Source organism: Segatella copri, from assembly GCF_026015465.1.
Taxonomy (GTDB): Bacteria; Bacteroidota; Bacteroidia; order Bacteroidales; family Bacteroidaceae; genus Prevotella; species Prevotella copri_E.
The window spans coordinates 337,074-350,176 of record NZ_JAPDUQ010000001.1 but is presented as its reverse complement, the minus strand read 5'-3'; the positions used below and the strand labels follow the sequence as shown (position 1 = coordinate 350,176).

6 protein-coding genes are annotated in these 13,103 nt (G+C 45.4%); all 6 read right to left on the bottom strand.

Annotation, left to right across the window (positions count from 1 at the left end):
* Nucleotides 1-717 precede the first annotated feature (717 nt).
* Nucleotides 718-1,035, bottom strand: coding sequence for a hypothetical protein (locus tag ONT08_RS01450; RefSeq protein ID WP_264958914.1), 318 nt, complete (start codon nt 1,033-1,035; stop codon nt 718-720).
* A gap of 57 nt (nt 1,036-1,092) precedes the next feature.
* The gene (locus tag ONT08_RS01445) at nt 1,093-1,956 is read right to left on the bottom strand and encodes an Rpn family recombination-promoting nuclease/putative transposase (RefSeq protein ID WP_117587351.1); all 864 of its coding nucleotides are present in this window, start codon (nt 1,954-1,956) and stop codon (nt 1,093-1,095) included.
* Nucleotides 1,957-2,125: 169 nt separating this feature from the next.
* Nucleotides 2,126-3,817 carry a DUF5123 domain-containing protein gene (locus ONT08_RS01440; protein WP_264958912.1) on the bottom strand — a complete coding sequence of 564 codons (1,692 nt, stop codon included), beginning with the start codon at nt 3,815-3,817 and terminating at the stop codon, nt 2,126-2,128.
* A gap of 28 nt (nt 3,818-3,845) precedes the next feature.
* On the bottom strand, nt 3,846-5,789 hold the full coding sequence (locus ONT08_RS01435; protein WP_118201434.1) for a RagB/SusD family nutrient uptake outer membrane protein: 1,944 nt from the start codon (nt 5,787-5,789) through the stop codon (nt 3,846-3,848).
* Between the two features lie 20 nt (nt 5,790-5,809).
* Nucleotides 5,810-9,058: a SusC/RagA family TonB-linked outer membrane protein gene (locus tag ONT08_RS01430; RefSeq protein WP_437183599.1), complete on the bottom strand. Its 3,249-nt coding sequence runs from the start codon at nt 9,056-9,058 to the stop codon at nt 5,810-5,812.
* Nucleotides 9,059-9,494: 436 nt separating this feature from the next.
* Entirely contained in the window at nt 9,495-12,686 is a 3,192-nt protein-coding gene (locus tag ONT08_RS01425) for a pectinesterase family protein (protein WP_264958910.1), read from the bottom strand.
* Nucleotides 12,687-13,103: the final 417 nt, after the last annotated feature.

Below are 13,103 nucleotides of genomic sequence, written 5' to 3'. Positions count from 1 at the left end.
GCAAGTGAGGCTTATTTGATGGGGCAGGAGGTAGCCGGAATTACGTCACGACGTATCTGTTGCTGCGTCGCGACGCACTGGTTATTACGTCGGGACGCAGCAAATGCTACGTCGTGACGTAATTTCAGCAGCCCATGGTAAGCGGAGCCGCTTACCATGGGGCGTGGCAATAGGTGACAATAGGTGATAATAAAAATACCGCTTATTTCCACCCGTTATTCATTTATAATCAGAGTGTTATAGTACGAGTGGCAGATGTGACAACAGAATCGAAGAAAAACGGTTCAATAAATTCGGGCTTTGAAGTAAGCTGATGAAACCATGCACTTCATAGCATGAGTTCTTACGTTTCATAGAGTCGCTACATACCGCTGTGCTGGCACCCAAATATGGCTGCGCTGGCTTGTAGATTCGACTGCGTTGGCTTGTAGATTCGACTGCGTTGGCTTGAAGAGGTGTATTCGTAGCTCGAATGAGGCACTTTATTTGATAGAATGTAACGGCTGAGTTCGCTGAATGAAGTGGCTGCGTTAGTTGACTGAAGTGCCTGAGTTAGTTGAATGAAATGGCTGAAGTTCTCCAAAAAGAGGGAATGTTATCGCACTTATGACACGCCCTCTATTATTCTACTGAACTTTCGCAAGTGGTTTAAGTACGGGGTGAAGACCCAAAAGCTCCTAGCCCAGGGCGTGTGGGGCAAAATTTGCGAAAGTTCAGTTAATTATATTGTTCCAAATTCTTGATTTCATCGAAAGATAAGCCGGTGGATTTTGCAATGACGTCTATTGGAGTATTGTATGCCAACAATTTCAAAGCAATCTTTTTGCTTACCCTTTTCCTCCCTTCTTCGTATCCTTTTTTATAGGCTTTCTCCACGGCATACTTATATACCGCATAATTGTCCCACATGACCATCATGCTGTTATCGTATTTCTCCTGTTCCTCTTTGGTCAAGGGCTTGGAGTCAGCGTATTCAGCCAATTTCTTGAATATCTTATCAAGAGCTTCGCAAGGGAATTGTTCTACTATCTCCATATATTTCAATTTATAAATCCAACAATCTAAAAACGTAGTACACGTTTAGAACTCATTTTATTGTTCCAATTTCTTAATCTCATCGATAGATAAGTCGGTGAGATCAGCAATTTCATCTAATGGAAAGTTGTGCGCCAACAACTTCAAAGCAATCTTTTTGCTTTTCTTTTTTGCTTCTTTCCTATCTTCTTCTTTAGCTTCTTTCCTACCTTTCTCCTCAGCATGCTTATATACTGCATAATTGTCCCACATGACCATCATGCTGTTGTCGTATTTCTCCTGTTCCTCTTTGGTCAGGCTCTTGGAGTCGGCGATTTCTGCCAGTCTCTTGAATATCTTATGCTGAGCCTCGAAAGGCATTTTTTCTAAAGTCTCCATATGCTTCAAATTATAAATCCAACAATCTAAAAACGTACTACACTCTTCCTCTTTCTTCTTGAAAAGAGGCATTACCAAGTAGATGAAGCGGATTTTGTTAGAATAAACCTCTCCGCTATCCATGTCTGCCAGCACAACGTCTGTTCTGAACTTCTTAGGTGTATTTTCATCTACATCAAAGTTCATGAAACAGATAACATAAACAGGTGTGAGATGATAATCCCATTGTCCTTTTATGCCTTGGTCTACTATCGTTTTCGATGCATAGTAGAGAGACCGGTCGATGAAATAGGACTGGCTCCTGTTTTGCATTTCAACGATAATGTGCTCACCTGTGTCAGTTTCGCAAAAGACGTCGTAGATGATACCTCTCTGGTCTTTTGTTTCTGGCAACATCTCCTTGTCCTTAAACTTCACATCCGTGATGTGCTGTTCTCCCAGGAGCAGCTGGTTCAAGAACTCAATCAGCAAGTCTTTGCTGTATTCCTGGCCGAAGATTCTTTTGAACGACCAGTCTGAGAATGGGTTGATGTATCTTGCCATATCTTTGCGATTTTATGTTCTCGTTGCAAAGATACGCTTTTTATTCGTAACTTCCAAGAAATTAATTGTAAAAATGAGATAGAGAATAATAGAAAATAAAAAAAGTGCAATGCTCCATATAAGCATTGCACTTTTTCTTAAATTTATATGAGATGTTAATCCTTGTGGATTAATCCTCTACTACATACCAGCGTGGGTCACCAGCCTTTTCCTTCAAAGTTCCGGCCTTGATGGTAAAGTCGCCATTGGCTGGGTCCTTGAACAACTGGGTAGAGCTGAACTCTGTATCATTCACGCCCTTAATCACCTTGAAGAAGTCTGTTGTTCTGAAACTGTTTGCTACAGTTGCTGGAGTCTTGCTTCTGATGTTCTTGTTGGTAGCTTCATCAGCACTCTTACCGAAGATACAGTTCTCAATAGTGAAGGTGCTTGGTCCGAATGTGTCAACGTTGAAGTCTACGAAGTACTGGCCGTTACCATTACAGTTGTAGAATGTGCTGTTCTTGATGGTGATGTCCTGCATATCTGTCTTCTTGCTGTAGATAAATACCTTACCGGTTACACAGATGCTGTTGAATGTACAGCCGTCAATCTCTACATTGTCGAGGTGACCAACACCATTACCAGCGTCAACGTGGATGAAACCATAACCTGCGCAGAGGTTAGTGAAGATGCTGTTCTTCAATGTCAGCTTGCCGATAGACTTGGCTTCATCAGCATTCTGAAGGCGGAAGAATGATGTTTTGACATTGCTAACCTCGCAATCCTCCAAAGTGAACTCGCTAACGGTACAAGCCTTGCTCTGGTTGATGAAGTAGCCAGCACCATTCTCTTCCAATTTCACGTTCTGGAACTTGATGAATGCATGAGAACCTGCAATATCGAAGTTCTTGTCGAGGGTGATGGTTGGAGTCTCGCCACCAGCCAAACCGAAGAATGTAACAGACATTCCGTCTGGGATGGTTACGTTGGTCTTGCCACCATCTGAATCATTTGTGCCGTAGAGAGAAACTGTGGCACCTGCAGGAATACCGATGGTTGCACTATAGTTAGTCTCGTTTCCTGCTGCAGCTTTGGCCTGCTCTGCAATCTCTTCAATGAGAGTCTGAGAGATAACATTCACGTCACTTGGGAGCGTGTACTTATAGTTTGCAGATGGCATTGCAGCAGGTGTGGTGAACTGCAACTGACCACGTTTTGCCTCATTGTTATATAATGTGGCGATGTAAGTAGTTGTTGGCTTCACGTTAGAGTAAGTAACTTTACCAGCAGCAATTTGGTCTGCGGTAAGTTCATGCTTGCTCTTATCCTCTGGATCTGCTGCGTTGACAATTGTGATATGGGTAACTGTCGCACCTGGAGTCCAAGAGAAATTAACGTGGTCTTCAAAGAGGTCGGCTGTAGTAAGTTCGTTGAATAACTGTTCAGCCTTGGTCTTGAAAGATGAACCATCCTTGTAGTAAACCCACTTAGATTCATTGCTTGTTGAAGACATAGCCTTTACACGCATGTAGTACTTGCTGTCGCCATCGAGACCAGAGAGAACTACTGGAGATGAAGTCAACGACTTATCTTCACCGAACTTGATGATGTTAGCATTCTCAACACCCTCGTAAAGAGAGTCCTTGCTTACCTCGAATACATAGTACTCTGGTGAAGGAACTGCTTTTGATGTGAAGGCAGAGAATGTAACAGTAGCTGATGTTTCGGCAGTTTCAACGGTGATTTTGTCACCGTTGAGGCCGAATAATCTTGACAGGCTGCCATCTACGTCCCAGTCATTGCCATCGGTACAAGAAGTAGCCGACAGAGTCAATGCCATCATAGATGCTGTGCCCAATATGTTTTTAATGCTCTTCATTTTCTTGTCTTTTTTGATTAAAGATGAATTAGTCTGCATAACCATAAGAGTTGTGAATCTTACCGTTGGTTGCAGAGATGGTTGTAGAAGCGATTGGCATGAGATAGCGGTTCTTCACTGCTACGTTATCGCCAACCAAACCGCTGCTGATAGATGGCAGGTTTACGTCAACCTGTGTATCAGAACCAGAATCCAACTTAGCTGCACCGAATGAGTCGATGCTGCCATCGTAGTCAGCAGATGTTTTTCCGTCAGGAATACCATACCATGTTACGCTAGAGAAGTCAATCTTGGTTTTCTTCTCATCCAGGTAGTTGAAGTAGATGGTCTTCTGGTAAGTACCATCTGCAAGCTCAGCCAGGTAAGTCTGCTTGAACTCATTGATCTTCTCTACGAGGAGGTTCCAGCGAATCAGGTCGTATTTACGGATACCTTCACCTGCAAACTCCCACATGTTCTCCTGAACGAGAGCATTAAAGAATGCATCTTTGTCAGAGGCAATGTTGTTGACGTAAGCCTTGGCATCGTTCTTGTCATCCTTATTGAAGGCACGAGTGTGAACTGCTTCCAGAGCCTGGCGGGCTGTCATGCCGTTTGCTGAACCTTCGTAGTTGGCATCTGGATTGCCAGCCAACTCGTTCATGCACTCTGCATAGTAGAGCAATACCTGAGCATAGCGCATCTTTACAGGGTTGATACCTGTAGTGTGCTTAGCTGTAGCCTTCAGGTTGTTCTGCAACCAGGTGTTGTTCATTTTGCGGGCATCCCACTTTCCTACATATATACCGAAAGGAGCATTCTTGAGCATGCTCTCTATGGTGTTGCTGCCATCCTGCTTGATTTCAAAGTTGGCGCAAGTGATGTCACGGCGTGTATCCTTCTTGTCGTAAGAATAGAGCAGAGGTGCAGTAACCTTCATTTTACCAGATGAGTTGCCATAGCCATATTCTGTTGTAACACCACTCAGGCGGACACCTACAGTGTAACCCAACTCACCAGTTACGTTCTCACCGAAAGGAATCTCGAAGAGGTTCTCGTGGTAAGTCTTGTCGAGAGAGAGCTGGTTAATCAAGTACCACTCGTTCTCGAAAGATGGGTTGAGGTTGTGTGTATTGTCGTTGATGATAGCTGACCAGTGTTTCAGGGCGCGCTCGTAGAGAGCCTTGCGGTCTGCTGCACCAGGGCGCTGTGTTGGATAAGTAGCATCGCTGTAAGATGCTGTCTCATATCCGTCCTTTGACTTCTCACGGATGGCGTAGCCGGCGCGTGTCATGGCAATCTGTGCCAGGAGAGCGTGAGCATAACCCTTGGTTGTGCGCTCTGTGGTATAGCCTGTTGCCTGGTCTGCCCATGGCAAGTATTCGATAGCCTCATCCAGGTCGTTCATCAGGGATTCCATAATCACGTCGCGGTCGGTCTTCTCCAGATAAGCGTTGCTCAAGTCAGACTTTGATGCTTCAACCTTGAAAGGAATATCACCGAAAATACGAACCAGGTCAAAGTAAACCATGGCGCGGATGGTGAGTGCCTCGCCGAGGCTACGTTCCATAGACTTCTGGTTAGCACCACCGGCAGTGAGAGTTGCGCTGCTGCGGATACCCTCGATAATCTGGTTGGCATCCTCGATGATACCATACTCAGCATCCCATACGCCGCTGATCTTGCTCCATCCCGGGTCCATGTTATAGTTCATGTTACCACGTTCACTTGAGGTGTTGGTAGCATTGCTGCCAAGACCGTCAATCAATTCGCAGTCGCTGTTCAGGTTCCATACAATAGACAGGTCCTGTGCGTAGGTACGGTCCTGAGCCATTCCGCCATAGAGCTTATTGACGCGAAGATTGGTATAATAAGGTGAGGCGTAGGTATTCTCAGCAGTCATCTCTGATGGAGAGGTCTGATCCAGGAAGTCGGAGCATGAAGACAATCCTAATACGCCTGCCAATGCAAATGCATATAATATCTTGTTCATTGTTATTATCTTATAAAGTTTTAGAATGTAACGTTAATACCACCTACGAAGGTGCGGCTCTTTGGATAAGCTGCATAATCGATACCTGGGGTCATTGGGTTCTTCTTAGAACTTGTATCAACCTCTGGATCGTAGCCTGAGTAGTTGGTGAAGCAAAGCAGGTTGTAACCTGTGAAGTAGATGCGTACGTTCTGCATATAGCACTTGTTTACCCACTTCTTTGGCAAGGTGTAACCCACTGTTACGTTCTGCAGACGCAAGAAGGATGCATCTTCTACAGCATAGCTGATGAGCTGCATGGTTGATACGCCTGCTGGATTGTAGATATTGGCGTTGGCATTAATCTCGTTCAAGCGGTTCATCACCTTTTCTACACCACCATATTCTGTGATGAGGCTAGCTGATGGGCGGCCGATGTTGTTTCCGTTGGCTGGGTCAATCCAGGTATAGCGGTTGCCTACGTTGAAGTCATCCACTAGGTTGTAGTTCTTGGCTGAACCTGCGTAGAATGAGTTGGCAAGCTTGGTACCGTTCACCAGCTTGTTGCCCAGTGAGTAGTTGAAGAACAGGTTGAAGTCGAAGTTACCAACGTGACCGTCGAAACCGAAACCACCAGTTGTGGTAGGTACGGTGTTACCCAGGCGCTGCTTCACTGCTTCACCATTCTCGTCAACTTCTACCTTGGCAACGCCTGGATAGAGGTTACCGCCGAAGAGCTTGTAGCTGTTGTCCTTTACGCCTTCTGCCAGTGCCCAGGTGCCGTTTTCTTTCAATACCAAGTCACCCTTGCCTGTTGCGGCATCAAATACGGTGTAGAAACCATTGCTCTTGTAGCCCCAAAGTTCACCGAGGCGGCCGCCTTGCTCTACGCGGAAGTCTTCATACTTGGCGATGGTAGAACCACTCCAGTTAGAACTCTGCCATGGGTTCTCCATGTTCAACTCATCAATCTTGTTCTTGTTATAAGATACGTTGAAGTTGAAGTTCAAGCCGAAGTTCTTCTTGTCTACAATTACTGCATTGAGTGCCAACTCAACACCCTTGTTAGAGGTCTTACCGAAGTTTTGGAACTGGTAAGAGTAACCTGTGTTGGCTGGAACGATACTTTGCATCAAGAGGTCCTTGGTGGTATTCCAGTAGAAGTCCAATGTACCGCTGAGGCGACCATTGAAGAAACCGTAGTCGATACCGAAGTTACGGGTCACTGTGGTTTCCCACTTCAAGTCTGGATTATAGAGAAATTTACCATGCTCAAGCATCGAAGCTCTGTTCTCATCGAAGAATGGAGCCTTTGATGTGTTGTCTGCCATAGAGTAGGTGGTAGTCAACAAACCAGAGTTGATACGGTTGTTACCTGCTGTACCGAAGCTCAGACGGGCCTTCAAGTTAGAAAGCCAGCTGGAAGCACCCTTCAGGAACTCCTCGTCAGACATACGCCAAGCCAAGGCTGCTGATGGGAAGATACCCCAACGGTTGTCCTTGCCAAACTTACTGGAACCATCGGCACGAACGGTAATGGTAGCCAGATACTTGTCGTTGAGTGTATAGTTGATACGGCCGAAGTAAGAGAGAATGTTCTCCTCTGCCTTGATATTACCTTCGTTTGGAAGTGCTTTACCTGCTGCTGTGTTTGCCAATACCTCGTTCAATGTGAATGAAGTAGGGAAGGCTACAGAAGTGTTGGTGCGGGTTACGTCCTGACTGCTGCTCCACTCCTGACCTACCAATACATTGATGTGGTCACGACCATGGAAAAGCTTCTTGTTGTCGTAAGTCAATGTATTTGCGTTACGCCAGTTCTTGTTCTCCAAGCGTACGAACTGTGCCTGTGGCTGACCGTTGTAACCATACTTAGAGTTGGTAGTTGCATTAGAACCCCAAACCTGTTCGGTATTGTTGTACTTCCAGCCATAGCCGAACTCAGAACGGAATGTGATGTTTTTGAATGGCTTCCAGTTTAAGCCAACGTTGTAGTTTTGCTGGAAACGCTCCTGATACTTATAGGTATCGGTGATACGCTCTGTTGGGTTACGGCGTGTAGATGTGCTGTTCTCCTCATCATCGTCTGATGTACCAGAGAGAGGCTCTACCGGGTTCCATCTTACGGTGTTGGCAACAACTGAGTTTGCTGCACTCGACTCGTTGGTATCTGCACCACCATTCAAGCCATCCAGCTTGGTGAATGCCATACGTCCATTGAAGTCGAGAGACAACCACTTGTTCAGGTTGGCATTAATCTTGGCGTTTACATTGTTCTTGGCATAGCCAGAACCCTGCATGATGCTCTTCTCGTCGTTGTGAGAGAAACCGATGTTGTATTTCAGGTCCTTGGTACCACCGCTTACGTTCACGTTATACTGTTTCTGGTTACCTGTACGGCCGAATACCTCATCCTGATAGTCACGTCCTTCGATAGACTTCCAGATATCGAGATCGTTGTAGTTACCATAGTCAGTGCTACCCAACTCATACTGATAGTATGCATAGTCGTATGGAGACATAGTCTTCACCAACTTAGAAACCTTCTTGTAGCCGAGAGAAGCATTGAAGTTTACCTGAGTCTTACCCTCAGAACCGCTCTTGGTTGTAACGATGATAACACCGTTGGCACCACGGGCACCATAGATGGCTGTAGAAGAAGCATCCTTCAATACGTCAATACTCTGAATCTCGCTTGGAGCGATGTCGCTGATTGAGCTAACTGGGAAACCGTCTACGATGTAGAGAGGAGAGTTGTCCTGTGAAAGAGAACCACCACCACGCACACGAATCTTCACGTCAGCATCTGGTGAACCTTCAGTGGTAGTGATGTTTACACCAGCCATCTTACCGGTCATCGCCTCGCTTACGTTAGAAACAGGAATGTTGGCAATCTGCTTGTCGCTGATAGAAGATACAGAACCTGTGAGGTCTTTCTTTCTAACAGTACCATAGCCGATTACAACCACGTCGTTGAGGGTGGTGTTGTCATCCTCAAGCTTGACGTCGATAGTTTCTTTACCTGCAACGCTTACTTCCTTTGCTTTCATACCGATGTATGAAATCTTCAGTTTCTTGCTTTTGCCTTTTAAGTTTACTGTGAAGTTACCGTCAATGTCGGTCACGCCACCATTGCCCGCTACACCTACCTCCATGACAGATGCGCCGATGATTGGCTCGCCCGTATTGTCAGTAACAACGCCTTTTACTGTTTGTGCAGATACACTTGTTACTACGAACATCAGTGCGCCTGCCAAAGCAATTTTCTTTTTTCTATAATTACCAGACATACACTTTAGGTTTAGATAAAACTTATTCTAAATTACTAATATTCTAATGTTTTTTATTTAATGTTTTTAAGTAGAATTCCAGTTCTGAGCAGATGCTTGCTGAAGGGATGTTCCTCTTGGAACCCGAAGGCTCCGGTGGGGGCAACCTAGATGCGTAGCAATAGCTAAGTCTTGGTTTTCTTGTTGCAAAAGTATATAAAAAATATGAGAATATAGGTATATTGGGGGTAAAAAATAACGTAAACGTTTACAGATTTTTTCGTAAATACTCTGTTTTTTTCATTTCGACGGTCTGTTTTCTCAGTTCCCGTTTCTGCTGTTTCGGGAGTTGAGGGAACAAAAAAAAGTGCAATATCCGGCACCCTTCTGAAAGAGGATGGGGATATTGCACTCCGAATGTTATCTGTCAATCTAATTACTTATGGTCTCAGCTTCTTTACTTTACGATGACCTTGCTTGTCTTCTTGCTGCCATCTGCCAGGATCTTCACAATGATGTTGATACCCTTCTGAAGATTTGAGAGCTGGGTACCGTCGGCTGCATAGATGGCGGTCTTGATGACTGCTGCATCTGTAGCTGCGACGATGTTGCGGATGCCGGTGCTTACTGAATTGGTTGTTGCACCGAAACCTCCCATCTGGTTGGCTGCACGTACGGTGAATGTTCCCTTCTCGCCGTTGAGGTTTACTGACTTCTCTGTGGTCAGGGCGAAGAACTTGCCGTCTTTTGCTACGAGATACATCTGGGCATCACCTGTCCATGAAAGCTTGTCGTTGCCCAATGTAGCCGCTGTGGCTGTGGTCTGAGAAGCGAGGTCGGCTGGCTTCCAGTTGGTAAATACCTTGTTGAGGTTGAACTCTGCTGCCTTCTCAGCAGTGATGATAGTGTTGTACTCGCTAACTTCCTTATCCTTTGTAAACTTCACGATGTTCTCAGCAGGAGAAATTACCTTGCCGTTCTCATCAACAGTGTTGTACTCGAAGAAGTTCTTGGCAACCACGTTCATACCATCTGTTGTCCAGCGGGTTGAAGCAATGTTGGCTGCTGCGTTCTTGTCGAGGATGGTGTTGAGGAATGCACACTTGGCTGTTCCACCCCAAGAGCGACCGAAGGTGAAGCTGTCAGTAGCTGAACCTACAATCTTACATCCGTCAAATACATAACCATAATCAGTTCCGTCTGTGTAAGGAGCTGTGATGTATGAACCCTTACCAGGTTCCAATGTCAAGGTACACTTGTTAAAGAATACATCGCCACCACCGCAGATGAAGTCTACGATTCCGTGGATATCTGAACCTTCGAAGTAGTACTGGCCCTTATTGTTGTTGCTGTAGTAAGTGTCCTGGTAAGAAAGCATCTTCACATTCTTGCAGATGGTCTGTGTACCCTTGTCCTGGAGGCAGACGGCACGGCCGGTGCTCTTGTCGAATGGATAAGCATTCTTCAGGGTGAGATCCTGCATGTAGAGATCTGTGCTGGTGTTGAACAATGTTGCCGTAACACCGATTCCCTCTACCTCTGGCTTGTTCACGATGATGGTGTTGTCCATGCTCTCGCCGATGATCGAGATGTTGTTACCGCTGATTGGGGTAAGACACTTGTCTCCGAGATCGTATGTGCCGTTAGGCAAGAAGATGTATGTGCGGGCAGCGTTGGTTTCAATATTGTTGCCGTTTGCTATTTCGAGGGCTGTGATGAAGCCCTGTGCGTCGCCAGCCTTTACCTCCATCCAGTTGCCGTTCTGTGTGTAAGCAGGAGTTGTCATGTTTACGATGCTGAGGCTGTGGATGTAAGTATCTGCATCGAAAGTGAGGGTATATTCTCCGCTCTCGGTAGATTCGTTCTGGAGAATACCGAGGTTGCCGTCCTTTGTTGGCTTTGCATCAATAGAACTTACTTCATTTCCCTTAGGATCGAGAAGGATAATCTTACCTGTCTTAGAATATTGGCAGAGGTTCATCTTGATGTAACCCTTGCCGCCCATCTTAACCTTGAGCTTGTCGGTAGCTTCGAAGCTCCAGCCGTGTGTGGCATCATGCCATTTGCCGTTGCCTTCTACCGAGATTGCCTCGTGGTCGTTGATGTCGAAACCTTCCTTTTGGAGGTCGTAATCGTAACGGGCTGTTTCACTTGCGGTCTCAATATCTGTAACGAGTGCATAGAGTTTGGTATCTGCTGTGATGACAGAAGAGGTGGTGAACTTCTTGCTGTCTTTCTTCAGGTCGGTAGCCCAGCCACGGAATTTCTTTCCTTCGGCTACGGTTACCTTGTCTTCTATGCCTTCCTTGAAATTCGCAATGTTGGCATCCAGCTCCACCTTCTGGGTTCCGATAGCTGTTGTGCCGTCTATATTATAATAGGTGAGGGTGAAGTCTGGTTTGAAGGCTACGGTGAGTTCGTAAGTTACCTCATCTCCGTTAGATTCTACAACGATGGTTACCACAGTCTTCTGGTCTGCACCTTCGCCGGTGGTAGTGTATGTTGTACTCTTGATGGTTCCGTTTGCAGCAACGAGGTCTTTCAGCGGATTGGTCTCGCTGATGAGGTTTGTCTTCTTTGAAACGAGGAGGGTAGCGAGCTGCTTGCCTGATGCGTCTTCCTTGAAGATGTCAACGGCTGAATATTTGGTGCCGTTGAGGCTGAAAGTGCCCAGCATTGGAGTCTTGCTCATATCTACGTTTCCGTAGATAGCGAGGTCGGTAACGTAAGCGTTCTGGCTCAATTTAAAGCCCTCGAACTTGATCTGGCAGTTGGTGCGGTTTACGTCGAGTGTCAGATCTTCACCGCTTGTGGTTACAATTGATACGTTGTGGATGGTTACCCAGTCAGCATCGCCGTCGCCCTTTACGGATACCTTGATACCACGTGTGCCACCTGTAGCAGCCTGGTGGAGGGTAATCTTGGTGATGCTTGCCAATGGAGAGGTTACTGCGCTTGGTTTTGCTGTTGAGTATTCGCCGGTGTACTTTAGGGTCTTCATATAACCGGTACGGTCAGCGAACTTAGCGTTTGTTCCTGTTGGATTTATCTCAACGCCATTGAGAGTCATGGTAAATGCCTCTTTACTATAGAGAGTTTTGAGGTCTACCAAAGTGTTGTTGGCTGTTTTGCCATCTACCTTCTTCCACTCGGTGAAGTCGGTAGTGTAGAGTGCCTTCTCCTGGATGGCGCTTACGTGTACCACCTTAATCTGATAAAGGTAGCTTTGACCTGTTGCAACAACTTCTACATATCCCTTAGCCACTTCGGCTGATGTTGCGTTGTATTCTGTTACGTCTTCAGTAGCAGCCTTTCCGCCTACGGTGAGGTTGTGGTAGTTTGGGTAACTTGTTACGGTTACAACATCATTTGCTGATTTTACTGGAATCTGCAGGATGGTTCTTGCGTTAAACTGTACATCAGATGTTCTGCCCTTCAACTTACCTTGTGTAGCGTTTACGTGCATAGTGATGCCTTCTACGGTAGAAGCGAGGTCGCCCTCGTTACCTTGGAAGTTAGCTGCAGTGTTGATACCTTCAGGAAGATTGTTCTGAAAGTCCCAAACAGCAGTGACATTTTGTGCCTTTGCGATGAAAGCAAAGACAAGCAACAGGCTGAGAAGCCCCAATCTTAGTAGATTTCTTTTCATTTGTTTGCCTTTTAGGTTGTTATACTTATTATAATTTTTATTTTCGATTTATTTTTTAAGTTTGTTGGTGCAAAAATACACTTATTATTTCTATTTGAGAACTTTTTGTTTCAATTTTGTTGTAAAAGCTACGCAATCGTTTTCGTACATTTCCGCCTTTTTATCTCTTTTTGCCAAATGAGAATTAAGTCGTACTTTTGCAGGCGTAAACAAACGAATTTTAAACCAAATTATAATAATAAATCACAGAACTTTCGCAAGTGGTTCAAGAACGGGCTGAAGGTCCAAAAGCTCCTAGCCCATGGCGTGTGGGGCAATACTTGCTATCTTTACAGTACTTCCTTATCTCCTTTCATTTCTTGATAAGTGAAAGTTAAGTTATTTGATTTTTTCTTTGGTTAATTCAGATTTTCTTTG

Bases quoted from the DNA above. Each gene is read 5' to 3' on its own strand.
- ONT08_RS01450 (WP_264958914.1), bottom strand. From the start codon at position 1,035: ATGGAGATAGTAGAACAATTCCCTTGCGAAGCTCTTGATAAGATATTC.
- ONT08_RS01445 (WP_117587351.1), bottom strand. From the start codon at position 1,956: ATGGCAAGATACATCAACCCATTCTCAGACTGGTCGTTCAAAAGAATC.
- ONT08_RS01440 (WP_264958912.1), bottom strand. From the start codon at position 3,817: ATGAAGAGCATTAAAAACATATTGGGCACAGCATCTATGATGGCATTG.
- ONT08_RS01435 (WP_118201434.1), bottom strand. From the start codon at position 5,789: ATGAACAAGATATTATATGCATTTGCATTGGCAGGCGTATTAGGATTG.
- ONT08_RS01430 (WP_437183599.1), bottom strand. From the start codon at position 9,058: ATGTCTGGTAATTATAGAAAAAAGAAAATTGCTTTGGCAGGCGCACTG.
- ONT08_RS01425 (WP_264958910.1), bottom strand. From the start codon at position 12,686: ATGAAAAGAAATCTACTAAGATTGGGGCTTCTCAGCCTGTTGCTTGTC.